The sequence below is a fragment of the Micromonospora sp. PTRAS2 genome (assembly GCF_054052245.1).
Map to the genome: position 1 here is coordinate 96498 of NZ_JBSWBU010000006.1, position 25715 is coordinate 122212.

19 protein-coding genes are annotated in these 25715 nt (G+C 73.1%); 9 read left to right on the forward strand and 10 right to left on the reverse strand.

Annotation, left to right across the window (positions count from 1 at the left end; genetic code table 11):
- Nucleotides 1-102: 102 nt before the first annotated feature.
- On the reverse strand, nt 103-747 hold the full coding sequence (locus ACVMYR_RS20340; RefSeq protein ID WP_077937474.1) for a hypothetical protein: 645 nt from the start codon (nt 745-747) through the stop codon (nt 103-105).
- Between the two features lie 237 nt (nt 748-984).
- Between ACVMYR_RS20340 and ACVMYR_RS20345 the strand changes: the two genes are divergently transcribed.
- A complete protein-coding gene (locus ACVMYR_RS20345; protein WP_077937473.1) occupies nt 985-2160 on the forward strand; it encodes a pectate lyase in 1176 nt (391 codons plus the stop codon).
- 68 nt (nt 2161-2228) lie between these two features.
- Here the strand turns inward: ACVMYR_RS20345 and ACVMYR_RS20350 are convergent, their stop codons facing one another.
- Nucleotides 2229-2702 (reverse strand): SRPBCC family protein, encoded by a 474-nt coding sequence (locus tag ACVMYR_RS20350; RefSeq protein WP_228986512.1) that lies wholly within the window; start codon nt 2700-2702, stop codon nt 2229-2231.
- A 117-nt stretch (nt 2703-2819) separates the two neighbouring features.
- On the opposite strand from ACVMYR_RS20350, the gene ACVMYR_RS20355 reads away from it, so the two are divergent.
- Complete coding sequence (locus tag ACVMYR_RS20355) at nt 2820-3314, forward strand: winged helix-turn-helix domain-containing protein (protein ID WP_457122435.1); 495 nt, start codon at nt 2820-2822, stop codon at nt 3312-3314.
- A 132-nt stretch (nt 3315-3446) separates the two neighbouring features.
- On the opposite strand, the gene ACVMYR_RS20360 is transcribed toward ACVMYR_RS20355, so the two are convergent.
- Nucleotides 3447-7799 carry a S8 family serine peptidase gene (locus ACVMYR_RS20360; protein ID WP_457122436.1) on the reverse strand — a complete coding sequence of 1451 codons (4353 nt, stop codon included), beginning with the start codon at nt 7797-7799 and terminating at the stop codon, nt 3447-3449.
- A 335-nt stretch (nt 7800-8134) separates the two neighbouring features.
- Here ACVMYR_RS20360 and ACVMYR_RS20365 point away from each other — a divergent pair, with 335 nt between their 5' ends.
- The 3 genes from ACVMYR_RS20365 to ACVMYR_RS20375 are packed head-to-tail and all read left to right on the forward strand — an operon-like array spanning nt 8135 to nt 12349.
- Nucleotides 8135-8677, forward strand: coding sequence for a winged helix-turn-helix domain-containing protein (locus tag ACVMYR_RS20365; protein WP_457122437.1), 543 nt, complete (start codon nt 8135-8137; stop codon nt 8675-8677).
- A gap of 31 nt (nt 8678-8708) precedes the next feature.
- On the forward strand, nt 8709-11366 hold the full coding sequence (locus ACVMYR_RS20370) for a helix-turn-helix transcriptional regulator (protein WP_077937468.1): 2658 nt from the start codon (nt 8709-8711) through the stop codon (nt 11364-11366).
- Between the two features lie 29 nt (nt 11367-11395).
- Nucleotides 11396-12349, forward strand: coding sequence for an AfsR/SARP family transcriptional regulator (locus tag ACVMYR_RS20375; RefSeq protein ID WP_457122438.1), 954 nt, complete (start codon nt 11396-11398; stop codon nt 12347-12349).
- Here the strand turns inward: ACVMYR_RS20375 and ACVMYR_RS20380 are convergent.
- Nucleotides 12271-13551: a S1 family peptidase gene (locus ACVMYR_RS20380; RefSeq protein ID WP_431891969.1), complete on the reverse strand. Its 1281-nt coding sequence runs from the start codon at nt 13549-13551 to the stop codon at nt 12271-12273. The two genes, ACVMYR_RS20375 and ACVMYR_RS20380, sit on opposite strands and share 79 nt — an antisense overlap.
- A 108-nt stretch (nt 13552-13659) precedes the next feature.
- On the reverse strand, nt 13660-14298 hold the full coding sequence (locus ACVMYR_RS20385) for a M23 family metallopeptidase (protein WP_043964505.1): 639 nt from the start codon (nt 14296-14298) through the stop codon (nt 13660-13662).
- Nucleotides 14299-14756: 458 nt separating this feature from the next.
- Between ACVMYR_RS20385 and ACVMYR_RS20390 the strand changes: the two genes are divergently transcribed.
- Nucleotides 14757-16478, forward strand: coding sequence for a family 43 glycosylhydrolase (locus ACVMYR_RS20390; protein ID WP_457122439.1), 1722 nt, complete (start codon nt 14757-14759; stop codon nt 16476-16478).
- Nucleotides 16479-16521: 43 nt separating this feature from the next.
- Nucleotides 16522-17844 carry a cellulose binding domain-containing protein gene (locus tag ACVMYR_RS20395; RefSeq protein WP_396790196.1) on the forward strand — a complete coding sequence of 441 codons (1323 nt, stop codon included), beginning with the start codon at nt 16522-16524 and terminating at the stop codon, nt 17842-17844.
- Between the two features lie 47 nt (nt 17845-17891).
- Here the strand turns inward: ACVMYR_RS20395 and ACVMYR_RS20400 are convergent, their stop codons facing one another.
- The 4 genes from ACVMYR_RS20400 to ACVMYR_RS20415 all read right to left on the reverse strand — a co-directional run bounded on the left by ACVMYR_RS20400 (nt 17892) and on the right by ACVMYR_RS20415 (nt 22150).
- Entirely contained in the window at nt 17892-18881 is a 990-nt protein-coding gene (locus ACVMYR_RS20400) for a LacI family DNA-binding transcriptional regulator (protein ID WP_228986508.1), read from the reverse strand.
- A 98-nt stretch (nt 18882-18979) separates the two neighbouring features.
- Entirely contained in the window at nt 18980-19819 is an 840-nt protein-coding gene (locus ACVMYR_RS20405; RefSeq protein WP_043963122.1) for a carbohydrate ABC transporter permease, read from the reverse strand.
- The gene (locus ACVMYR_RS20410; protein ID WP_077937901.1) at nt 19816-20808 is read right to left on the reverse strand and encodes a carbohydrate ABC transporter permease; all 993 of its coding nucleotides are present in this window, start codon (nt 20806-20808) and stop codon (nt 19816-19818) included. Before ACVMYR_RS20410 ends, ACVMYR_RS20405 begins: the two co-directional genes overlap by 4 nt.
- A 46-nt stretch (nt 20809-20854) precedes the next feature.
- Entirely contained in the window at nt 20855-22150 is a 1296-nt protein-coding gene (locus ACVMYR_RS20415; RefSeq protein ID WP_077937900.1) for an ABC transporter substrate-binding protein, read from the reverse strand.
- A gap of 246 nt (nt 22151-22396) precedes the next feature.
- On the opposite strand from ACVMYR_RS20415, the gene ACVMYR_RS20420 reads away from it, so the two are divergent.
- Both ACVMYR_RS20420 and ACVMYR_RS20425 read left to right on the forward strand, forming a co-directional pair.
- The gene (locus ACVMYR_RS20420; RefSeq protein WP_457122440.1) at nt 22397-24022 is read left to right on the forward strand and encodes a glycoside hydrolase family 43 protein; all 1626 of its coding nucleotides are present in this window, start codon (nt 22397-22399) and stop codon (nt 24020-24022) included.
- A gap of 7 nt (nt 24023-24029) precedes the next feature.
- Nucleotides 24030-24668 carry a polysaccharide deacetylase family protein gene (locus ACVMYR_RS20425; protein ID WP_077937898.1) on the forward strand — a complete coding sequence of 213 codons (639 nt, stop codon included), beginning with the start codon at nt 24030-24032 and terminating at the stop codon, nt 24666-24668.
- A 36-nt stretch (nt 24669-24704) separates the two neighbouring features.
- Here ACVMYR_RS20425 and ACVMYR_RS20430 read toward each other — a convergent pair whose 3' ends face one another.
- Entirely contained in the window at nt 24705-25700 is a 996-nt protein-coding gene (locus ACVMYR_RS20430) for a zinc-binding alcohol dehydrogenase family protein (RefSeq protein WP_228986507.1), read from the reverse strand.
- Nucleotides 25701-25715: the final 15 nt, after the last annotated feature.

Genomic DNA, 25715 nt, shown 5'->3' on the forward strand with positions numbered 1-25715 from the left:
ATGGCACGGGTCCGCCACCGGGGGGCCAGGCGGCGGTCAGCGCGGCGGCGTCCGCAGACCGCGACGCCCGGCGCGACCTCCCCGGCGCGGGCGCGACCGTCCTCAGAGCCGGGTGGCGACGGTACGGGCGAGCGACTCCAACGGCCCGCGGTTGGCCTCGGGGTCGTTGAGCCGCACCAGCCGGACGGCCACCCACCTGCCGGAGGCGTTGACGAAGAACGAGTCGGCGGTCGCGTACGCCTCGTCGCCCACGCCGGGCAGCGCCCGCGTCTCGTGCCCGAGCGCCCGCTCGACGTCGAGGTAGTTCTTCGCGCCGTCGCCGACGAAGACCTCGACCTGCGCGGTCGGCCCGTCGGCGGGCGCGGTGTAGGTGCAGGTGTCCCCGACCGACTTGCCGTCGCCCAGCCCGAGGCCGGCCAGCTTCTCGGCCTCGGCCTTGCGGACCAGGGCGCAGGGGTCGGGCAGGGCCACCGCCTCGTCCCCCGGCTCCGGCGACTGCCCGTCGGTCGGGTCGGTCGGGTCGCCGGGTTCCGGAGCGGCCGGGTCGGCCGACCCGTCGGGCTGCGACGCCACCGGGGCGGGCCGGTCGGCGGCGTCGCCCGGGTCGGCGGAGAGCGGGCCGGCCAGCTGGCCGCAGGCGGCGGGGGCCAGCAGGGCGAGCAGCAGGACGGGTGCCAGGCGGCGGAACCGCGTGGTGACCCGGGCCGGGTGGAGCGGGCGGGCCGGGGTGTGCGTACGACGGGGCATGCGCCTGACGCTAGGGCCGCGCGCCCGCGCGGTAATCGGGTGTTTCCCTACGCTGCGGCGGGACCGGGATTGTGTCGATCATCGTTCTGCGCTCTGCTGGGTGAAAGCGCGTGCCCCGTGGGCGGCGCGGCCCGTCCGACGGACGGGCGTCCGGGCACGGACCAGGGTCCGCTCCGGCATCCGGCGGGCACCGGATGCCGGCACCTCCGCGGGCCCCACGTACAGCCAGGGAGCAACATGCTGCACAGACAGCGTCGAAAGTCCCTTCTCGTCGTCACAGCGGCGGCGGCCACGCTCGCCGCCGCGGGGGTCGTGGCCACGGCGGGCGCCGCGCAGGCCGCCGCCGGCTGCCGCGTCAGCTACGCGGTCGGCTCGCAGTGGCCGGGCGGCTTCTCCACCACGGTCACCCTCACCAACGTCGGCGACCCCCTCACCTCGTGGCGGCTCACCTGGTCGTTCGGCGCCGGCCAGACGGTCACCCAGGCGTGGAACGCCACCGTGACGCAGAGCGGCAGCGCGGTGACCGCCACGAACGTGAGCTTCAACGGCAACCTCGCCACCAACGCGTCGACCGCGTTCGGCTTCAACGGCACGTGGAACAACAGCAGCAACCCGACGCCGACCAGTTTCGCGGTCAACGGCGTCACCTGCACCGGCGGGACCAGCCCCACCACGCCGGGCAACCCGACCACGCCGCCACCGACCACGCCGCCGCCCACCACGCCGCCGCCGACCGGATCCTGGCCGACACCGACCGGGCAGGTCGGCGTCGACGGCACGATCCCGGTGTCCGGGGTGTTCGACGGCGGCATGCGCCGGTACTGCTGCATCGGCGACGGCAGCCAGGAGGAGAGCCAGGACCCGATGTTCCAGCTCGCCGCGGGGGCCACCCTGCAGAACGTCATCATCGGCGGGCCCGCCGGTGACGGCGTGCACTGCGCCGGGTCCTGCACGCTGCGCAACGTGTGGTGGGAGGACGTGGGCGAGGACGCCGCCACGTTCCGCGGCAGCGGGTCGCCCGTCTTCCTGGTCGACGGCGGTGGCGCGCGCAGCGCCAGCGACAAGGTCTTCCAGCACAACGGGGCGGGCACGCTGACCGTCCAGAACTTCCAGGCGACCAACTTCGGGACGTTCTACCGCTCCTGCGGCAACTGCTCCACCCAGTACAAGCGCGCCGTCGTCATCCGCAACAGCACGCTGACCCGCCCCGGCAACACGGTGGCCGGGATCAACGTCAACTACGGCGACACCGCCCGGTTCTCGGGCATCACGATCGTCAACGACTCGAGCCGGTCGATGGTGATCTGCCGCAAGTACAACGGCAACAACACCGGCAGCGAGCCCACCCAGGTCGGCACCGGGGCCGACGGCACCAACTGCCTCTACTCCTCGTCCGACCTGACCTACCGGTAACCCCCGCACCGGCGTCGCGGGCCCGCAGCGTCGCGGGTCCGCGACGCGGACGCCGGGCCGCGCGTGGGCTACCGGGCCGCCATGCGGCGGGTCAACTCGGCCGCCCGGTACGCGGCGACCTCGCGCGCCTTGGCCGCCACGAACCGCCGCAGCGGCACCGGGGCCTCGGCGGTCACCCCTTCCCGCACCCGGGTGCCGCCCGCCTCGGCGGCCAGGTCCACCACCGCGCGCAGCGACACCCAGCCGGGGCTGCGCACCTCGCTGACCAGTTGCTCGCCCGGCCGCGTCGCCACCATCCGTACCCGGATCGGGTTGTCCCACCGCACCGGGCCGACCAGCCGGAACCGCTCGACGGCGACGTAGCGGGCGACGGCCCGGCCCTGCGCGTCGTGGCCCGTGCGCACGTCGCGGACCGCCACGATCAGCGGCGACAGCCCGACGTAGCTGAACGGGTCGGACAGGTGGTGGTAGACCTCGTCCGGCGGCGCCGCGACGACGCAGGTCGTCTCGAACGCGACCGGTGGTCTGCGGGCCTCGGGCACGCCGACATCCTGCCACGCCGAAGCGGCGCGACCGTCGGGAAGGGACATTGCCGCAGACATCGACGCACATTATTATGTCAATGCCGTTCCGTGAGCGGATGGACGGGGAGGGCGGAGATGAGCGGGAGACCCTCCCTGGCCATCGGCATCGCCTCCTCGGCGTCGCACCGCCGCCGCCTCGCTGAGCTGTTCGGCGGGTCCGAGGCCGTCCTGATCGTCTCCAGCGTGGACCAGGCGCGGCGGTTCCTCGGCGTGGCCGGCGAGCCCGCCGCCCCGCCCGCCGAGTCGGCGGCCCACCGGGTCGCGGTCACCGCCGCGCCGGCCGCGACCGCGCTGAGCATCGACTCCGACCGGCGGGTGCTGCGCTGGCGCAACCGCGAGATCGGGCTGACCCCGCTGGAGCACGACCTGCTGCGCTGCCTGGTGGGCACGCCCGGGCACACCTGGACCCACCGGCGGCTGCACCGCGAGGTCTGGGGCACCGAGCGCCTGGGCCGCGGCTCCGACCTGCACTCGGTGGTGCGGCGGGTGCGGCGCAAGCTGGCCCGGCTAGGCGTGCCGGCGACCATCGACGCGGTCCGGGGGGTCGGCTTCCGGCTGGCGCTACCCTGAGCCCCTCCCCCGTCCGCCGGCACGGGCCCTCGAACACGCCGGGCTCCGAGCCGCCGGCCCGCCGCAGGACGCCCGCGGCCCGCCCGGTCGGGTGACCGGGCGGGCCGGGGCTGTCCCGTCAGCCGTCGACGGTCAGCAGCGGATCGGCGCCAACGCGAAGTTCTCCACGGTGGGCGTGCTGGTGTTGATCTTCGTCTGGCGGGTCTGCGGCTTCCAGCCGTCCTTGGCGACGATCAACGTCAGCGGGTTGTTCCGCTTGTCCAGCCAGTAGGCGTACCGGCCCTGGTCGTCGGTGGCGAACGTCCACGACATCGCCCAGGAGTCGACCTGGACCACCGCACCGGAGATCGGCGCGCCGACGCCCTGGCAGCTCGTCCCGGTCACCGTGCCCAGCAGCTTGCCCCAGGTCTTCGGCGGCTGCGCGGTCATCGTGACCGGCACCGGCGCGACGGTGTACGGCGTGTTCTCGGTGATCACCACCGACGCCGTGTACGTGCCCGGCTGGTCCACGGTGGCCGCGATCCCGACGGTGACCGTGACCTTCTCGCCCGGCGCCAGCGTGGCCGCCGTCTTGTCGATCGTCAGCCAGCTGACGTCCGCGGCGGCCTCGGCGCACTCGCCGAAGCCGGGCAGCGCCTCGCTGTCCGCCGTCGCCGTGAAGCCGCCCGAGGAGCCGCCGACCTTGTAGAAGCCGCACGCCGCGCCGCCCCGGTACCGGGCGGTGTTGGCGTTCGGCAGGGCCGACCACGAGTTGCCCACCGGGTCGTAGGCGAAGCCGGCGTTGGTGATCGCCCCGCCCTGCGAGCCGCCGACGACCAGCAGCTTGCCGTTGGCCACGGCGAACGAGCTGGCCCAGTTGTCGGCCGGCGCGTCGGCGATCGCGGTCCAGGCGTTGGTGCCCGGGTCGAAGGCGTAGCCGGCCTTCTGCGCGACGGAGCCGTCGTTGCCGCCGGTGCAGTAGACGACGCCGCCGATGCCGCCGCAGGACAGGAACGCCACCGCCTTCGGGTAGTCGGGCAGCGTCTCCCAGGTGTCGCCGGCCGGGTCGTACCGGAGCACGTCGTTCGACATCGGCGTGCAGTTCGCCGTCGTGCAGCCGCCGACCGCGTACAGCTTGCCGTCGGCGACGGCCTGGCCGGCGGCGGACCGGGGCGCCGGGTTGTTCGCCTTCTTCGTCCACGCGTTGGCCGCCGGGTCGTACGACCAGGTGGCCGCGTCGGGGCCGGACGCGCCCCAACCGCCGGTCACGATGATCTTCCCGTCGACGACGCCGGCCGTGACGGCGTTGCGCGCGCCGGGCAGGTCGGCGATCGCGGTCCAGGTCTGGGCGATGGGGTCGTAGGCGTAGTTCTTCGCCGACGACGCCGTGCCGTTGCCGCCGGCGATCGAGTACACCTTGCCGTCCAGGCTGACCACCCGGTTGTCCATGATGGTGGCCGGGAAGTCGGTGACGTCCGTCCACGGCGCGGCCTGCGGGCCGGCCGGGGCGGGGGCCGCCGAAGCCGCCTTGCCGGACGCCCGCGCGGCCAGCGACGTGGCGGCGGTGATCCGCTGCTCCGGGGCCCCCTCGGCGGCCAGGATCTGCCGCTGGGTCACCCGGGAGCCGTCGGCCCGCAGCAGCTCGAAGCCGCCGTCGCGCTCGCCGAAGCGGACGTCGACGGGGGCCCCGCCGGTGTTGGTCACCGTGAAGGTCTTGGCGACGGTGCCGGTGGGCATCCGCACGGTGCCGCTGACCTCCGCCGGCTGCACGGACAGCCGGCCCGCCGCGAGCTTGAAGGTCGCGGTGGTGGCCCAGTCGGCCTCGACCGTGACCTGCTTGCCCTGGCTGACGTAGCCGCCGGCCTTGGCGGTGAACCGGTGCGCGCCGGTCAGCGACGAGAACAGCCAGTAGAAGCCGTCGGGCAGCTCGGTGTCGTCGGGAGTGGCCACGGTGGTGGTCGTCTGCGCCGGCCGGTCGTCGCTGGTGACGGTCGCGCCGTTGACGTACCCGTTGTCGTTGGCGTCGCGGACGTGGCCGAGCACCAGGCCGCCGTCGGTCGGCGCGCAGGTGACCTCGCTGCCGATCAGCACGTTGTCGACCTGCCACCACCACTCCCAGGTGGCGTCGTAGTAGTGGAACCGCACCTGGACCCCGGACTCGCCCGCCGCCTGCGGGATCGCGATCTCGGTGACCTTGGGCCCGCGTACGTCCGCCGCCTGGCGCAGCACGTTGGTCCAGGTCTCGCCACCGTCGACGCTGAGGTCGACGTCGGCGCGCTCGGAGCTGACCCAGTTGAGGTCCTGGTTGAACCGGATCACCGGCGCGGCGACGTCGGTGAGGTCGACGACCGGGCTGACCAGCGAGGTGTCCTGCTTCCCGCCACTGCCGTAGTCGTCGCTGTCGACGATCGCGAAGCCGCCGGTGCCGCCGGTGAGGTTGCCCCGGTTCCCCGTGTCGGTGAACCGCCACCCCTGGCCGGTGCCGGCGTTGTCCACGACCGACCAGCCGGCCGGGGCGCGGTCGCCGTCGAAGGTCTCGTACACGCCGTCGGAGCCGTACCCGTAGCCGGGCGCGGTGGTGCAGGCGGCCGGGTCCACGGTGACGGCGACGTTCTGGGTCTTGTTGCCGGAGCCGACCACGACCTCGCGGGTCACGGTCTGGTAGCCCGGGTACTGCGGCTCCACCTTCAGCGTGTACGTGGCCGAGGCGGGCAGGGTGAGGCTGTAGCGGCCGTTGCCGGGCGTGGTGTAGTCGGACACCGGCAGGCCCTCGACGCTGACCTTCGCGTACAACGGCCAGCCGTGGCCGGAGCCGTCGGTGACCGCTCCGCTGACGGTGACCGACGGCACCGCCGTCAGGGCGACGTCGAGCGTCGTGGTGGCGGCGGCGCGGACCGTGGCGGGCAGGGTCCGGGCGGCGTAGCCGAACGCGGTCACGGCGACCTGGTAGTCGCCGGCGGGCAGCAGGGACGAGTACCTGCCGTCGGCGCCGGTGGTGAGCTGCCGGGACGCCGGGCCGGTGAGGGCGACCGTGGCGCCGGGGACCGTGGCGCCGGTGGCCGCGTCGGTGACCGTGCCGGCGAGGGTGCCGGTCTCCCCGATCGGGGCGGCGTCGAGCAGCGCGAGGGCGTCGAGGCGGCCCTCGCCGAAGACGTTGTTGTCGTCGGCGGTGCCGCCGCACTGGGCGTCGGCGGTGTCGATCGCCGAGTCGTCCAGCAGGGCGCGGGTGGCCGCGACGTCGCCGACCAGCGCGGGCGCCGCCGACCACAGCAGCGCCACCGCGCCCGCGAGGTGCGGGGAGGCCATGGAGGTGCCGCTGAGGCTGCCGTAGCCGCCGCCGGGGATGCTGGAGCGGACGTTGACGCCGGGCGCGGCGATGTCGGGCTTGACGGCACCGCCCTGGCCGGCGCCCCGGGCGGAGAAGCTGGCGATGGCGTTGTTGACGTCGTACGCGCCGGTGGAGTAGTTGCTGGACCGGCTGCCCGGCGAGCCGCTGGTCTGGCAGGACGGGCCGCTGTTGCCGTTGGACCAGGCGCCGAAGATGCCCGACGCGGCCCAGGCCAGCGTCACGTCCTCCATGAACGGGTCGTTGGAGGGCAGCCGGGTGCCCCACGAGTTGTTGATGACATGGGGCCGCTTGCTGGCGTCGGGGTTCTCGCCGTCGAGGTCGGTGGGTTCGAGCATCCACTGGCCGGAGGCGATCAGCGCGGCGTCGGTCGGGCAGCAGCCGTTGGCCGCGATCCACCGGACGCCGGGCGCGACGCCGATCTGGTTGGCGCCGTCGGCGCCGGCCATCGTGCCCATCGTGTGGGTGCCGTGGCCGTCGCCGTCGCAGGGGGCGGCGGCGCAGTCGCCGGCCGCGTCGAACCAGTTGTAGTTGTGGTCGAAGGTGCCGTCGCCGTTGTTGCCCCGGTACGCCCGCACCAGCGCCGGGTGGTCGAACTGCACGCCGGAGTCGATGCTCGCCACCGTGATGCCGGCGCCGGTGACGCCGTAGCGGGACCAGACGTCGTCGGCGTTGATGTTGGCGATGCCCCACTCCAGGGCGTTGGCCGTCTTCTCGTCGGTGCCCTTCGTGACCTCGGGCAGCTCGTAGGCGACGGGCGCGTAGACGCCGTCGACCTCGGCGTGCGCGGCGAGGCTCTGCACCATCGTCAGGGAGCCGCTGCTGACCTTGATGGCGTTGGTCGCCCAGAAGGTCTGGTACTTCGCGCCCGCGCCGTCGAGCTCGGCGCGGACCTTGGCCTGGCTGTCGGCGGCGGTGCGGCGCAGCGCGTCCGCCACGGCGGCGCCCCGCTTGGTCCAGTCGGTGATCGCGGCGGCCTTGCCCAGGTCCGCCCGGGCACCGAAGTGGATCCAGAAGTCGCTTTCGGTCTTGGTCTGGAGCTGCTTGACCAGCTCGGGCCGGATCTTGTCCGCGGGCGTGCCGCCCGGCGCGGCCTGCGCCCCGGAACCGGTCGCGACCAGGGCCGTCGCGGCGAGGACGAGCGCCGCACCGGCGCTCACCAGGCGCCCGGCCGGGCCCCTGGGGTGTGGACGTCTCAGCATCGGTGCTGCCTCCTGCAGAACGACCCGCGGTTGGTCGGGCCGTGACAGGGGTACAACGACCGTGCCTCCCCTCTGGACGCACCGGCACGCGCGGTTCCCCAGGCCCTCCAGGCGCCGTGCGGGTCACGCCGGCAGCCTGTGGGCAAACTATGATCGACAAAGATGAAGGATCAAGCACGCGACGTGAGCAACTCGTCGCTAGGAGCAGCCCGCCCGACGGTGGTGGCCGCCCGTCGCTGTCACCGCGCTGACAGACTCGGGCAGCAGCCGCCGATCGCGCCCGGGTGGGCGCGGTGAGCGGCGGCGACGGCAGCGTGCCGCCCGGTCCCCTCGACGAGGCGGGGCCGCCGACCCCGCTGGTGATCGCGGTGACGCCGTCGCCGGCCGAGCGGATCCGGCTCGCCGAACGCCTCGACGGCATCGCGCCCCTGCTGCTGGTGGCCGACCTCGACGAGTTGCGCCGGCTCATCGCGGTGCCCCAGGGGCCGCCCGCAGCGGGGCGGCCGACCCCCGAGGCGGGCCCGGACGACCTGCTGCGGATCGACCCGGCCCGGTCCACGGCCCGCTACGGCGAACGCGAGGTCTTCCTCACCCGGCTCGAACGCGACCTGCTGGCCCGCCTGACCAGCGAACCGGTCCGAGTCTGGAGCTACGCCGAGCTGCACCGGACGGTCTGGCACGACGAGGGGCGGCAGCACCCGGCCGGCGTGCAGTCCCTGGTGAAGCGGCTGCGCCGCAAGCTCGACCAGCTCGGCACCGGCGTCACCGTCGTGGCGGTGCGGGGGGTCGGGTTCCGGCTGACCGACCACCGGCGGCCCCGGGTCGACGGCGGGTGAGGCCCCGGCCGTGGCGTTGCAGGATGGGGGCATGGCAGGGCTTGTCGGGCGGGACGACCAGATCAGCCTGCTCGGGGATCTGCTCACCCACGCCATCGACGGGCGGGGCGGCGCGCTGGTGTTGCGCGGCGAGGCGGGGATCGGCAAGTCGGCCCTGCTGGAGCACGTGGTCCGCGCCGGGCGCGGGCGCGGGGTGCGCGTACTGGGCGTGACCGGCGTGCAGGCCGAGGGGCAGATCCCGTACGCGGGGCTCGACCACCTGCTCCGCCCGCTGCGTGCCGCCGCGCTGACGGCGGACTCGCCGTACCGGCGGGCCGTCGAGGTGCTGCACCTGCTCGGCGAACCGGAGCAGCCCACGCTGCTCGCGGTCGAGGACGCGCACTGGCTGGACGCCGCCACCTGGGAGACCCTGACGTTCCTCTGCCGGCGGGTCGGGTCGGACCCGGTCGCCGTGGTCATGGCGGTACGCGACGGCGAGGACGTCGACCGGCGGCTCACCAGGGCGGGGCTGCCCGAGCTGCGGCTGGAGCCCCTGCACCCGGCGGACGCCGGGACGCTGCTGGACCGGACCGCGCCCCGGTTGGCCCGGCGGCTGCGGGACCGGGTGCTGGACGAGGCCGCCGGAAACCCGCTGGGCATCGTGGAGCTCGGCACCTCGGTCGCCCGGCTCGGCGACGGCGCGCTGTCGCCGGCGGCGCTGCCGCTGAGCGCGCGCGTGGAGCGGACCTTCGGCGGGCTGGTCGCCGACCTGCCGCCGCAGACCCGGACCCTGCTGCTGATCGCGGCGCTGAACGACGGGACCGGCCTGGGCGAGATCCTGGCGGCCGCCGCGGTCCTGGCCGGCGTCGACGTGCCCACCGAGGCGATCCAGCCGGCGGTGACCGCCCGTCTGGTCGCCGTCGACGAGCGGTACGAGCTGCGGTTCCGGCACCCGTTGCTGCGCTCGGCGCTGCGTCAGCAGGCCGCGCCCGCGGACCGTCGCCGCGTGCACGCGGCGCTGGCCGAGGTGCTGTCCGCCAGCCCGCAGCGCCGGCTCTGGCACCGGGCGTCGGCCGCACCGGGCCCGGACGAGGCGCTGGCCCGGGAACTCACCGAGGTGGCGATCGCCGCCGCGCCGCGTCAGGCGCCGCTCGCGCTGGCCGCGCTCACCCGGGCCGTTCAGCTCAGCGGGGATCCTGCCGCGCGCGGCCACCGGCAGGTGTCGAGCTGCCTCGTGGCGCACGAGCAGGGCGACCCGCACACCGTGCGGCGGCTGCTCGGCGAGATCGACGAGCACGCGCTGCGGCGGGCCGACCACGCGCGGCTGACCTGGCTACGCGAGACGTACCTGCCGGTGGCCTGGTCCGGGCCGGAACGGCTGCTGGCCTACGCCGACCTGATCGACGCGATGCGCCGCGACGGCGACCCCGAGCGCGCCCTCCAGGCGATGAACGACCTGGCGCTGCGCGTCTACTACTCCAACGTGCCGGCGCCCGTCCGCGACCGGTTCACCGAGGTCACGCTCGCGCTCGGGTCCGTCGACGACGACCCGCGCGTGACCGCGATCATGCTGCTGGTCGCACCGGTCGAGCACGGCGCCGCCGCGCTGCGGCGGCTGGAGCGGCTGGTGCACCGGATGGACCTGCCACCGGCCCTGCGCAGCGACCTGTCGATCGCCGCCTGGGCCGTCGGCGCGTTCGACCTGGCCGGGACGTTCGCGCTGTCCGCCGCGGCCGAGCTGCGCGCACAGGGCCGGATCGGTGTCCTCTCCCAGGCGCTCAACGCGGCCGCGTCGGCGTACGCGGCGCTGGGCGACACCCGGGCCGCCGTGCCGCTGGCCGCCGAGTGCATCAGCCTGGCGGAGGAGACCGGGCTGCCGATGTGGGCGTTGGGCGGCAGCCTCACCATGGGCCTGGCCGAGGCGCTGCGGGGCGACGTCACCGCCGCCCGCCGCCGGGCCGAAGCCGCCGAGCAGGTGCTCTCCGCCGGCCGGCGGCTGCCGATGCTGGCCCTCGTGCAGCGCATCCGGGGCGTCGCCGCGCTCGCCGAGGGCCACCCGGACGACGCGTTCCGGCAGCTCATGCGGATCTTCGACCCGGCGGACAGCGCCTACTTCCCGGGCCACCGGTTGCTCGTGCTCGGGCACCTGGCCGAGGCGGCCCTGCTCGGCGGCTTCCAGGACGAGCTGCGCCCGGTGGTCCACGACCTGGAGCCGGTCGCCGTGCGGACCGGGTCGCCGTCGCTGCGGGTCGGCCTCGGCTACGCCCGCGCGGTGCTCGGCGGGGACTACCGGGCCGCGCTGGCCGAGGACCTGACCGGCTGGCCGTTCGACCGGGCCCGCCTCCAGCTCGCGCACGGCACGGCGCTGCGGCGGGCGCACCGGGTCACGGAGAGCCGGCCGCCGCTGCGGGCCGCCGTGGCCACCTTCGACGCGCTCGGCGTCACCCCCTGGGCCGACCGGGCCCGGTCGGAGCTGCGGGCCACGGGCGAGACCCGGCGGCGGCCGACGGACGCGCTGACCACCCTCACCCCGCAGGAGCAGCAGATCGCCCGACTGGCCGCGGAGGGGCTGAGCAACCGGGAGATCGGCGCGCACCTGTTCCTGTCCCCGCGGACGGTCAGCACCCACCTGTACCGGATCTACCCGAAGGTGCACGTCAAGTCGCGGGCGGAGCTGGCCCGCGTCATTACGTCATCCGACGTACGCTGAGCATCCACGTCGCTACCTATCGTCATGCCATGCCTGTTTCGCACAGTGTCGATCCGCGCCGCCCGGCGACGCACCTGCGGATCCTCGGCCCGCTACGGGTCCGGCGCGGCGACGCCGAGGTGGATGCCGGGCCGCCGCAGCAACGCTGCCTGCTGGCGCTCCTGCTCGCCCGCGCCGGTCACCCGGTCGGCACGCCCGAGCTGGTCGACCTGCTCTGGGGCCCGGGCGCGCCGCCGAGCGCGGTCAACACCATCCACAAGTACGTCGGTGGCCTCCGCCGCCTGCTCGAACCGGGCCTGCCGCCGCGCGCCCCGGGCGCGTACCTGACCCGGCACGGCCACGGGTACCGCTTCGCGGCCGGGCCGGAGGCACTCGACCTCGTGCTGTTCCGGCGCACCGTCGCCGAGGCGAAGGCGTACGCGCGGGGCGGCGAGCCCGCCGCGGCACTCGACCGGTACGCCGCGGCGCTGCGGCTCGGCCACGGCCCCGCCGGCGACGGCCTGGCCGGCACCCCGGCGGCCCTGGCCACGTTCGCGCGCCTCGACGGCGAGTTCACCGACGCCGTCCTCGACGCCGCCGGGATCGCGGTCCGGCTGCGCCGTCCGGCGCCGGTGCTGGCGCCGCTGCGCCGCGCGGCCGAGCGGGACCCGCTCGACGAGCGCGTCCAGGCGGGCCTGGTGACGACGCTCGCCGCCGCCGGCCGCCAGGCCGAGGCCCTGGCGGCGTACCGCTCGGTCCGCGAGCGGCTCGCCGACGAGCTGGGCATCGACCCGGGAGCGGACCTGCGGGAGGCGCACCGGCGGGTGCTGACCCAGGCCGGGCCGCCACCTCGGCGGACCAGCAGGGCCGTAGCCAGGCGGCGGCGCTGGCTACGGCCCTCCCGCCGGTCGGCGGAGCCGGTGGATCAGGCCGCCGAGTTCACGCTGAACGTGATGCCGGAGAACGAGCGCGCGGAGTCGAAGACCTTCGACAGCGGCGAGTAGTACGACCGCGTGGTGCAGTTGCCGACCTTGTTGGTGCCGCCGTGCAGGATGCCGTAGGCCATGTGGTCGACCTCGCTGAAGAGCGGGCCGCCGCTGTCCCCGTCCTGCGTGCAGATGTCCGTGATCATCCCGCCGTCCTTCGTGAGGACCGTGCCGCACCTGGTGTTGTTGGACGTCTGACCGGTGTGGCAGGCCACCCAGCCGACCCCGATCTGGGAGTAGCTGTACATTCCGTAGATCGGGAACTGCGCGCTCACCCGCGAGTTGAACACCGTGTTGCGTGGGTTCACCACCCAGTACGTGACGTACTCGAAGCCGTTCATCACCACGTACGGCATGATGATTCCGTCGTTGGGGTAGATCTCGCTGACATAGGTCGGATTGTTGTAGCGGCCGACCCACAGGCCCGCGTGCCGGGAGTAGTAGCCGTCCCCGGCTTTGCTGCAGTGCCCCGCCGTGACCGTGTACTGCCAGCCGTCCGAGCCGTGCACGTTGAAGCCGTTGGTGCAGGTCCGCTTCGGATTCTTGTTGAAGTCGAGGAAGTCCAGCGTCAGTCCGCCGCGCATCGGCGCCTCGCAGTTGCGGATCGCGCAGGCCTGTGGGACGGGGGTCGGCGAGTCGACCACCGTGACGCCCAGGTCGGCGGCCAGCGCGAGCCGGCCGGCCGAGCCGCGCACGGCGTCCGCCGCGCCATGATGCAGTTCCACCCGGTTGCGCTGCGGGTTGATCACCGGCTCCTGCTCAGGCGTGAGCCCCAGCCGGGCAGTGACCTCTCTGGCCCTGGCCTCGAGCTCCCGGAGGGAGTGCCGCACCCCGACGACGCGGATGTGCCGCCGGTCCGGGATCGCGCCCAGCGCGGGGGCCAGCCTTTCGGCGGCGGTGCTGGCGACGTGGAGCACGCCCCCGTTCTCCTGGTCGATCCAGGAACCCGCGAAGGTGTCGCCGTGGTCGCGGGCCAGCACGTCCTGCAACGCCCCCGCGGTCCGCTGCAACTCCAGCCGCCGCACCGCCTCCCGCACGCTGACGCCGTAGGTCCTGGTGAGATAGTCGACCGAGCCGGCGACGTCGGCCGGTTGCACGGGGGCCGCCGCAGCCAGCCGGATGACGGGGGCGGCGGTCGCCGGCCCGGAAACCGTGAGGGATCCGGCGGCGGCGACCAGGCTGAGCGCCGCGGCCAGCCTCCAGTTCGTTCCTCTTCGCACCTGAGTCGCGTCCCTTCGCCACGTGACGCCCTTCGCGTCTGTGCCGTAGACGCTGCCAGCCGGCTGTGGAAGCGATCTGGACGGTGAGTGGAAGGCGGGCGCGGCCGGCTACGGCCGCGCGGCGGCGCAGTTGTTGCTCTTGCGGGTGACCGTGTATTCGACGTCGTCGTGGGTGATCCCCGACGGCTCGCCGTCGAACCAGGTCTCGACCTTCTCCCAGCCCCGGCGCTGCTCGTAGTGCAGGTGGGGCGCGCCGGAGTTGCCGGTGCTGCCGACCCGCCCGATCTGCTCGCCCTGGGCGACCCGCTGACCCTCGCGGACCAGCGGCGGTTCGAGCAGGTGCAGGTACTGCGTCTCCCACCGGCCGCCGTGGTCGATCTTCACCCAGTACCCGCCGCCCCGGCCGCGCGGGCCGTCCGGGTTGTCGGGGGTGCGGCCACCCAGCGACCCGTTGATCCCCGCCACGGTCACCGTGCCGGCGTACGAGGCGAGCACCGGCCGCCCCCACGCCTCGCCCCGCTTGGGGAACAGGTCGACGTCGTAGTCGTCGTGCCCGGGATAGGTGCCGAGCTGCCATGTCTCGCCGCAGGCGACGGGGAGCTGGAACAGCGGGCGCGGGCCCGGTGGCCGCAGGAACTGCCAGGCGACCCCGGCGACGGCGACGAGGGCGGCGACCGCCCCGAGCGCCAGGACGACGAGGGCGGCCCGGCGGCGCGGGCGGCGTGAAGTGGGGCGGCCGGTCGTCATCGTGCCGAGCATGGCAGACCCCGGCAACGCCCCGGGTGCCGGGTGGCCGGGCCGAGGGGGCGGCCCGGGGTGCCGGCGGGCGGCCCGCTCGGGGCGGCACCGCCACGACATCGATCCCCGTCTTGTCCGTGTTAACGGTAACAAGTATCCTGCCTCTCAGGAGCGAAGGGCACGCTCCGCCGCCGCCACCGAGATCGCCGATCCGGGGCGGCAGAGCCAGAGCAACAGCCGGGAGCTGAGCACGTCCGGCGTCCGCGTGGACGTCAGGGCCCGCTCCGACCCGTGATGTCGCAGCCCCTACCAGGGCCGACCGCGCCGCCGCACCCCCGGGCGGGTGCCGGTCGACCACCCACGCACTCACCCACCCCGGGCGGACACCTGTGCCAGGTGCGCTGCCCACGCCTCGGGAGGTATCTGTGAAGACCCTGACCGGCACGAGACTCAGGCGCGGTGTCGCCTTGGTCGCGACCCTGCTCTGCGTCGGGACGCTGTTCGCCGCCCCGGCCCACGCGGACAACCCGATCGTGCAGACGATCTATACCGCTGATCCTGCGCCGTTGGTGCACAACGGTCGGGTGTATCTGTACACCGGGCATGACGAGGACGGGTCGACGTACTTCACGATGAAGGACTGGCGGGTGTTCTCGTCGGCCGACATGGTGAACTGGACTGATCATGGTTCGCCGATGAGTCTGGCGACGTTCGCGTGGGCGGAGTCGGATGCGTGGGCGGGTCACGTCGTCGCGCGGAACAACAAGTTCTACTGGTATGTGCCGGTGAAGCAGCGTGGTGGCGGGATGGTGATCGGTGTCGGGGTGGCCGACAGTCCGACCGGTCCGTTCCGCGACGCGATCGGTCGTCCTCTGGTCGGTAACGGTGAGATCGATCCGAACGTGATGATCGACGACGACGGGCAGGCGTACCTGTACTGGGGTAACCCGAACCTGTGGTACGTGAAGCTGAACCAGGACATGATCTCCTACTCGGGCAGCCCGACGAAGATCCCGTTGACCACGGCGGGGTTCGGCACCCGTACGGGTAACGCGTCCCGGCCGACTCTGTATGAGGAGGGGCCGTGGGTGTACAAGCGTAACGGCCTGTACTACAACGTGTTCGCGGCGGAGTGTTGTGGTGAGTTCATCGCGTATTCGACGGCGCCGGGTCCGACGGGGCCGTGGACGTACCGGGGGACGGTGATGCCGCGGCAGGGCAGCAGTTTCACCAACCACCCTGGTGTCATCGATTTCAATGGTGGGTCGTATTTCTTCTACCACAATGGTGCGTTGCCGGGTGGTGGTGGTTTCACCAGGTCGGTGGCGGTGGAGAAGTTCTCCTACAACAGTGACGGCACGATCCCGAGCATGAACATGACCACGACGGGGGCCCCGCAGGTGGGCACGCTGAACCCGTACGTGCGGCAGGAGGCCGAGACCATCGCCTGGTCCGTCGGCGTCGAGACGGAGCCGGCCAGCGAGGGCGGCATGAACGCCAGCTTCCTCAGCAACGGTGACTACATCAAGGTCAAGGGAGTGGCGTTCGGGGCGGGCGCGTCGTCGTTCAGCGCGCGGGTGGCCTCGGCCGGCAGTGGCGGCACGATCGAGGTGCGGCTGGGCGGCCCCACGGGCACCCGGGTCGGCGCGTGCACGGTGCCCGTCACCGGCGGCTGGCAGACCTGGCAGACGGTGTCCTGCCCGGTGACCGGCGCGACCGGCACCCAGGACCTCTACCTCCGCTTCACCGGCGGCAGCGGCAACCTGTTCAACCTCAACTGGTGGCAGTTCGGCACCGGCAGCAACCCGACGCCGACGCCCACCACCCCGGCCCCCACCACGCCCGCTCCCACCACCCCGCCGCCCACCACGCCGCCGGCCGGGCAGTCGTGCGGCGTCACGTACACGCAGGTCGGGTCCTGGTCCGGCGGCTACGAGGGCAGGCTGACCATCACCAACACCGGGGGCACCGCCATCAGCGGCTGGCGGGTGACGTTCTCGCTGCCCAGCGGGCAGTCCCTGTCCCAGGGCTGGAACGCGACCTTCGGCCAGCAGGGCAGCCAGGTCACCGTGACCAACGCCGCCTACAACGGACAGTTGGCCACCGGCGGCTCGACCACGGCCGGCTTCATCGCCTCCAGCACCGGCACCCCGCAGGCGCCCACCAGCCTCACCTGCACGTCCTCCTGACCCCCGGCCACACCTCCACCACCACCGACAGAGGAGTCAACAGATGACCCGACACAGATCCTGGTTCGCGCCCGTCGCGGGCGCCGCGCTGCTCGCGCTGGCCCTGGTCGGCTCGACGCTCAGCGGCGGCCTCGGCGCCACGGCGTCGGCCGCCGAGATCGGCGCCGCCGCGGCGACCGCCGGGTGCGGCAAGGCCCCGACGCTGCGCAGCGGCACCCAGACGATCACCAGCAACGGCAAGAACCGCAGCTTCATCCTGCGCATCCCGGACAACTACAACAACAACAACCCGTACCGCCTGATCTTCGGGTTCCACTGGGTGGGCGGCACCGCCGTCGACGTGGACACCGGCCAGACCGTGCAGCGCGACGTCTGGTCCTACTACGGGCTCAAGCAGCTGGCGAACAACAGCGCCATCTTCGTCGCCCCGCAGGGCATCAACAACGGCTGGGGCAACGCCGGCGGCGAGGACGTCACCTTCGTCGACGACATCATCCGCCGGATCGAGGCCGACCTGTGCGTCGACACGGCGCAGCGCTTCTCGGTGGGCTTCAGCTACGGCGGCGCCATGACGTACGCCCTCGCGTGCGCCCGGCCGAACGTCTTCCGGGCGGTGGCGGTCTACTCCGCCGGGGCGATCAGCGGGTGCAGCGGCGGCACGTCGCCGATCGCGTACCTCGGGGTGCACGGCATCCGGGACGGGGTGTTCCCCATCTCCACCGGGCGGTCGCTGCGCGACCGGTTCGTCCGCAACAACGGCTGCACCGCCCAGAACCCGGCCGAGCCCACCCAGGGCAGCCTGCGGCACATCACCACGAACTACTCGGGGTGCCAGGCCGGCTACCCGGTCACCTGGATCGCGTTCGACGAGGGGCACATCGCCGCCCCGCAGGACGGCGCGACCGGTGACAGCGGCTCGCGCACCTGGCTGCCGGGCGAGACCTGGCGGTTCTTCACCCAGTTCGGCGGCACCACGCCGACCCCGAACCCGACCACGCCGACCCCCGGGCCGACCACCCCCGGGCCGACCACCCCGCCGCCGGGCAACGCGGCCTGCCGCGTCACCGCGACCGTCAACGCCTGGAGCAACGGCCTGACCGAGGACCTCACCGTCACCAACACCGGCAGCAGCACCATCAACGGCTGGTCCCTGGCCTTCACGCTGCCCGGCGGCCAGAGCATCACCGGCGGTTGGAACGCCACCTACTCCCCCACCTCCGGGCAGGTGACCGCCAAGAACGTCTCCTACAACGGCACCATCGCCCCCAACGCCTCGGTGAGCATCGGCTTCCAGGCCAACCACACCGGCAACACCGCCAAGCCCAGTTCCTTCACCCTCAACGGCGCGACCTGCACGATCGCCTGACCGTCGGCGACGGTGACCGGGGGTGGGCCGACCAGGCCCGCCCCCGGTCAGCGCGTACGGGACGGGGGCGCGGTGCTGTCGCGGACGACGAGTTCGGTGGCGAGCTCGATCCGCGGGCTCTCGATCTTCTCGCCCCGGGCGAGCCGCAGCACGGTACGCGCCGCCAGCATGCCCATCTCCACGAGCGGCTGCCGGACGGTGGTCAGCGGCGGGGAGCACCACCGCACCTCGGGCAGGTCGTCGAAGCCGACCACGCTGACGTCGTCGGGCACCCGCAGGCCGCGCTTGCGGACCGCCTCGTAGACGCCGAGCGCCATCTGGTCGCTGGAGGCGAAGATCGCGGTCGGCGGGTCGGGCAGGGCCAGCAGCTGGGTGCCGGCGGCGTAGCCCGACTCGTGGTAGAAGTTGCCCGGCCGGATGAGGGCGTCGTCGACGGCGACGCCGGCGGCGTCGAGCGCCGCCCGGTAGCCGTCCAGCCGGGCCCGGCTGCACATCAGCTGCGGCGGCCCGGCGATGAAGCCGACCCGACGGTGCCCCAGGCCGAGCAGGTACTGGTTGGCCTCCAGGCTGCCCGCCCAGTTGGTGGCGCCGATGGTGGGCGCCTCCTGCGGGGCCACGCCGGCCGGGTCGACGATGACCACCGGCAGGTTGAGCCGGCGCAGCTCGGCCTGCAACGGCGGCGCCACCATCGAGGTCACGAAGATGACCCCCTCCGTGGACCGGCCACGCATGTTGTCGAGCCACTGCTTGGCCGAGGAGGTGCGCTGGTGGATGGCCGAGACGACGGTGCCCGCGCCGCTGCTGTGCGCGACGTCCTCCACCCCCCGGATGATCTCCACGGCCCAGGGGCTGTCCAGGTCGTTGAAGACCAGGTCGATCAGGGCCGAGCTGGTACGCCTGCTCGGCAGCCGGCGACGGTAGCCGTGCCGGGTCAGCAGCTCCTCGACGCGTTCCCGGGTCTGGGGGGCGACGTCGGAGCGGCCGTTGATGACCCGGGAGACCGTGGGCACGGAAACGCCGGCCAGACGCGCGATCATCGCGATGGTGACGTTTCGGCTGCTGTCGGAACCCACGGTCCGCCCTTTCGTCTCACCTGGTGCCTACGGTCGCAGAAGGCTATCGCAGCGGTCGCCGGTCACCCCTTGACACTGCCCGAGAGACCGCTGATGAGCTGGCGTTCGGCCACGGCGTAGAAGCCGAGCGCCGGCACCATGGACAGCACCACGTAGGCGAGCACCCTTGCGGTGTCGTCGGAGTACTGCCCCTGGAACGCCTGGACCCCGACGGGCAGGGTCCACCAGCTCTGGTCGGTGAACACGACCAGCGGGAGCATGAAGTTGTTCCAGCTGGTCACGAGGGCCAGCACGGAGACGGTGGCCAGCGCGGGGCGGGCCATCGGCAGCAGGATCCGCCAGAAGAACCCGAACGGGCTGCACCCGTCGAGGATCGCCGCCTCCTCGACCTCGCCGGGGATGGTGCGGAAGAACTGCCGCAGGATGATGACGGTGATCGGCAGGCCGAACGCGGCCTGGGGCAGGATCACCCCGAGCGGGTTGTCCAGCAGGCCCAGGCCACGCAGCAGCACGAACAACGGCAGGATGGCCACCGCGAACGGGAACATCAGCCCCACGCCGAAGAGGGTGAACAGCAGCTCCCGCCCCCGGAACGCGAAGCGCGCGAAGACGAACGCGGCCATCGCCGCCGCGGCGACCATGATGAACGTGCCGGTCACCGCGATGAGGACGCTGTTGCCCAACTGCCGCCAGAACACCTCGGAGGCGAGGATGTCGGTGTAGTTGCTCGGCGCCCACGGGTCGGGCAGGCCGAGGGGATTGGTGGACAGCTGCCCGTTGTCCTTGAACCCGCCGAGCACCCCGAACAGGACCGGCACGACGATGACCGCGCCGACGGCGATGCAGACGAGGTGCAACACGAGGCGGCGGGCCCGCAGGGCGGGGTTCGCCGTGCTGGTCATCGGTTGTCTCCCTGGTTGGTGATCGCGCCCTCGGTGTCGCGGCGCAGCACGACGCGCTGGTAGACGAGGGCGAACACGAAGCTCAGCAGGAACATGACGATGCTGATCGCGCTGGCGTAGCCGACCTCGAAGCGGCGGAAGCCGTACTGGAACATCGTCACGGCCATGGTCTCGGAGGCGTGGATGGGGCCGCCGCCGGTGAGTACCCAGACCATGTCGAACAGCTGGATGGTGCCGATGACCGACAGGAAGACGCTGATCCGGATCGTCGGCCCGAGCAGGGGCAGGGTGACGTGCCGGAAGGCCTGCCAGGGGCCGGCGCCGTCGGTGGTGGCCGCCTCGTTCAGCTCCTTGGGGATGCCCTGCCGGGCGGCCAGGAAGAGCATCATGTAGAGCCCGAAGTACTTCCAGGACACGATCATGAAGACGGCGTACAGCACGGTGTCCGGGTCGGCGAAGATCGTGCCGGCGTCGGAGCCCAGCCACCGCGCGATCGAGTCGCCCAGCCCCCGGTTCGGCGAGAACACCAGGTTGAACAGGACGGCGGTGGTGACCTCGGAGAGCACGTACGGGGCGAAGAAGATCAGCCGGTAGATGCTGCGGCCCCGCAGGGGCTGGTTGAGCAGCATGGCCAGGCCCAGCGCGGCGGGCAGCTGGACGGTCAGCGACAGCACGATCAGCACGAGGGCGTGCCACAGGTCGCCGCGGAACGTCGGGTCGCCGAAGGCGCGCGTGTAGTTGTCCAGCCCGACGAAGTTCTCCGGCAGGCCGAAGCCGTTCCACTTGTAGAGGCTGGCGTAGCTGGCCACCACGATGGGGGCGATGACCAGCAGCAGGAACAGCGCCAGGGCCGGGGTCAGGAAGGCGGCGAGGACGCGGCGGCGGCCCGGCCGGGGCCGGGCGCCGCGCCGTCGCGCGGTGCCCGGCCCCGGCGGGTCGGTCGCCGGGCCGCCGCGCCTGGTGTCCGGCACGGTCGATGGCCTGGTCATACGTGTTCCACTCGATTCTCTCAGCGGGCCACGGGGCGGGCCACGGCTACTGGCTCTTCGCGACCGCGGTGATGTCCTTGAGGATCTGCGCGGACGTCTTGTTGCCGGCGATCAGTTCGGCGACGCTGTCGTTGACCTGCTGGCCGACGGCGGGCGGGTACGCCTGGTCGAGGTAGAGCTGGAAGCCGGTCGCGCTGGCCAGGGCCTGCGCGACGGTCTTGTTGTTGGGGTCGGAGATCGCGTCGGTCGCCTCCTTGACCGTCGGCAGCACCGCGCCGGTCTTGGCGGACTTGCGCTGGCTGTCGACGCTGAGCAGGGCCTTGAGGAAGTCGAGGGTCGCCGCGGGGGCGTCCTTGCCGACGGCGAAGCCGTTGCCGCCGCCGAACACCTCCGTGGCGGAGCCCTTGCCGCCGTCGACGGCCGGGAACGGGAAGAAGCCGAGCTTGTCGCCGATGCCCTTCTTGCTGGTGGAGCTGGACGCCTGCACGGACGGGGCCCACTGCCCCATCAGCTCCAGGGCGGCGCCGCCGTTGCCCATGGTGGCGGCCTGGCCGTCCGGGGAGCCGTACTCGGCGCCGAGGAAGCCCTTCTGGAACGGCTGCAGGTCGACCAGTTCCTTGAGCCGGTCGCCGGCGGCCACGAAGTCGGGGGTGTCGAAGTTCTTGTCCTTGGCGGCCTGCTGGAGGGCGCCGAGCCCACCGATGCGCATGGACAGGTAGGCCCAGTAGAAGTGGGCGGGCCACTTCTCCTTGCCGGCCAGCGCGATCGGGACGATGCCGGCGGCCTTGAGCTTGCGGACCGTGTCGAGCAGCGCGGCCCAGGTGGTCGGCGGCTCGGTGATCTGGGCCTTGGCGAAGAGGTCCTTGTTGTACCAGAACCCGACCATGCCGATGTCGAACGGCACGCCGTAGATCTTGCCGTCGATGGTGTAGGGCTCCAGGGACAGGGGCAGCAGGCTCCCGATCCACGGCTGCACGTCGTCGGTGATGTCCTTGACCAGGCCGGCCTCCGCCTGCTGCCGGAGCACCCCGCCGCCCCACGACTGGAAGAGGTCGGGCGGGGACCCGGCCTGGGTGGCGGTGGTCAGCTTCGCCTTGAACGCCTCGTTCTCCAGCGGCTGAATCTCGATCTTGACGTTCGAGTGCGCGGTCTTGTACTCCTCGGCCGCCGCCGCCCACACCGGCAGCATCGGCTCGGTGTTCTGGATGTGCCACCAGTCGATGGTCTGCGGGGCGTTCGGGTCGCCGGATTCGTCGTCGCCGCTACAGCCGCTGAGCAGGTAGGCGCCGGCGCCGGCGCCGACGAGGCCGAGCAGCGTTCTGCGGGAGAGGTGCGCTGACATGGTCCATCCCTTCGGGGACTCACGAGGTGCTCGGATGCTGATCGAGCCGGCAGGACTCGACGTTATCTTCGGAAGTTCCAATGCTTCGCCGGTATTACCGATCGATGGCGGGCACGCTACGACGAAGCGTATGTCCGGGTCAAGGGGTCTGTCCTAAGGCGACGTCAACGGCTACCGTGGTCGGCACCTACCGATAATCCGGGCCGAGCGTCCGGAAGTTCCGAAAGCCGCACCAGAGGAGCCGACGTGTCGACCGAGACCGCTGACGTGGCGACCGCTGCCCGGTCGATCCGCAACCCCGTCCTTCCCGGGTTCCACCCGGACCCGTCGATCCTGCGGGTCGGCGACGACTACTACCTGGCCACCTCCACGTTCGAGTGGTACCCGGGCGTCCGCGTGCACCACTCCCGCGACCTCGTGCACTGGCGCCCGCTCGGCGGGATCGTCACCGAACGCCGCCTGCTCGACCTGCGCGGCTGCGGCGACTCCAACGGGGTGTGGGCACCGGACCTGACCTGGCACGACGGGCAGTTCTTCCTCGTCTACAGCGACGTGGCCAGCTTCGCCAGCGGCTACTGGGACCCGCAGAACTACCTCATCACCGCGCCCGACATCGCCGGCCCCTGGTCGGATCCGGTGCAGCTGCACGGGCGCGGCTTCGACGCGTCGCTGTTCCACGACGACGACGGCAGCACCTGGATGCTGAGCATGCGCGCGGACTGGCGACCCGGGCGCGACCGCTTCGCCGGCATCGAGATCCAGCGCTACGACCGCGCCCGGCGCCGCCTCGTGGGCCGCCCCCAACTGCTGTTCACCGGCACGTCGGTCGGGCTCACCGAGGGCCCGCACATCTACCGTCACGACGGCTGGTACTGGCTGGTCACCGCCGAGGGGGGCACCAGCTGGGAACACCAGGTCACGGTGGCCCGCTCCCGCGAGCTGCTCGGGCCGTACGAGGTGGACCCGGCGGGACCGCTGCTGACCTCGGTGGGCCGGCCCGACCTGTCGCTGCAGAAGGCCGGGCACGGCAGCCTGGTGCACACCCAGCACGGCGACTGGTACCTGGCGCACCTCGTCGGCCGCCCCTACACCCCGCTGGGCAACTGCGTGCTGGGGCGGGAGACCGCCATCCAGCGGGTCGACTGGCCCGCCGGTGGCTGGCCGAGCGTCCCCGGCGGCGTGCCGGCGGACGAGGTCGCGGGGCCCGGCCTGCCCCTGCACCCGTGGCCCGACGAGCCCGTCACCGACCACTTCGACGCCGGCGAGCTGGGCGCGTCCTGGTCGACGCTGCGCCGGCCCGCCACCGACGACTGGGTCGACCTGCGCATCCGCCCCTCCCACCTGCGTGTCCACGGGGGACAGTCGCCGGTGGGCAAGCAGGCGCCCAGCCTGGTCGCGCGGCGCGTCGGCGCCACGCACTGCTCCCTGGAGACCGTCGTCGAGTTCGACCCGGTCGACCACTACCAGCTCGCCGGGGTGACCGCCTACTACAACACCCTCAACTGGCACCACCTCTACCTCACCCGGGCCGACGACGGCCGACGGGTGCTGGAGCTGCTCAGCTCCGACAGCGGGCGGCGCACCGCGTACCCCGAACTCACCGTCGACGCGCCCGGCACCGGCCCGGTGGGCCTGCGGGCCGAGTTCGACGGGCCCGTGGTGCGCTTCTGGTACGACCTCGGCGCCGGGTGGCGGCGGATCCCGGTGGAGCTGGACGCGACGATCCTGTCGGACGAGCACGCCGCGCTGATCATCGACGGCGAGCCGGCGGCGTGGGGCTTCACCGGGGCCCTGCTCGGGCTGTGGGTGCAGGACCTCGGCGGCGACGGCGCCCACGCGGACTTCGACCTGGCCACCTACCGGGAACACTGACGGTCCGATGCGACCTGTCCCCGCGCCCCGCCCCGGGGTGAGCGCCGACATCGTCGACACCACCCGGGGTGGGGGGCGGGTGCTCGGCCTCACCTTCGACGACGGGCCGAACCCCGCCGACACGCCGCGCCTGCTCGACGTGCTGCGCCGGCACGGCATCACGGCAGTGTTCTGCCTGTGGGGCGAGCACGTCGACGCCCACCCCGACGTGGTACGCCGGATCGTGGCCGACGGGCACACCCTGGGCAACCACAGCATGCGCCACGAGGACATGAGCTCCTGGTCCGCCGAGCGGATCGAGGCGGACCTGCGGGAGGCCGACGCGGCCATCCGCCGTGCCGTGCCGGGGGCGCGGATCCCGTACTTCCGCGCCCCCTACGGCGCCTGGGGCCGGACGCCCGCCGTGGCCGCCGCCATGGGCATGCGGCCGCTGGGCTGGCGGTTGGCCCTCGGCGACTGGGACCCGCCGGGCACCGACGAGCTGGTCCGCCGCCTGCGCGACGGGATCACCCCGGGGGCCGTGGTACTGCTGCACGACGGGGGCGGCGACCGCAGCCAGACCGTCGACACGGTCGAACGCGTCGTGCCCGTCCTGGCGGCGGAGGGCTGGCGGTTCGCCCTGCCGCGGCGGCCGGACTGGCCGTGACGCGGGCCCGACCCGTGGGCCCCGGAACCCGGCGACTCAGAACCCGGCGAGGACGATCTTGCCGATCGTCGCACCGCTCTCGACCGCGGCGTGCGCCCGCCGCAGGTTGGCCGCGTCGATGCCGTCGATCCGCGTGGTCATCGTGGTCCGCAGCACCCCCTGGTCCACCAGCTCGGCGACCCGCCGCAGGATGTGGTGCTGCGCGAGGCTGGCCGGATCGTACAGGGGCCGGGTGAACATCAGCTCCCAGTGCCAGGAGATGCTCTTGGCCTTGAGCGGCAGCAGGTCCAGGCCCGGCGGCTCGTCGATGGCGACCACGGCCCCGAACGGGCGCACGATCCGGGCGAAGGTCTCGACCATCCCGGCGGAGAACGGGCTGAAGACGTGGTCGACGCCGCCGGGCAGCGCCTCGACGAGGTCCTCGTGGTAGTCGACGACCCGGTGCGCGCCCTGGTCGAGGACGAACCGCCGGGACTCGGGGCGCGACGCCGTCCCGACGACCTCGACGTCGGTCAGGTGCCGGGCGAGCTGGACGAGGATGGAGCCCACCCCGCCGGCCGCGCCCAGGACCAGCAGGGTGCCGGTGCTGGTGGCGGTCAGCCGGAGCCGGTCGAACAGGGACTCCCACGCGGTGAGCGCCGTCAGCGGCAGGGCCGCGGCCTCGGCGAAGTCCAGCGACGCCGGCTTCGGCCCGACGATGCGCTCGTCGACCAGGTGCAGCTCGGAGTTCGTGCCGGGGCGGACCATCGAGCCCGCGTACCAGACCTCGTCGCCGGGGGCGAAGAGGGTGACGGCCGGGCCGACGCGCTCCACCACGCCGGCGGCGTCGTACCCGAGGATCTTCGGCTCGTCGCCCGGCGCGCTGCCGGCGCGGACCTTGACGTCGGCCGGGTTGACGGAGACGGCCTCGACCCGGACGAGAAGGTCGTGGTCCCCGAGGGTCGGGACGGGGAGGGTCAGGTCGAGCAGTGAGGACGGATCGGAGCTGGGCAGGTTCCTGCGGTACCCGACCGCACGCATCAGTTCAGCCATGCCCGGGACGCTATT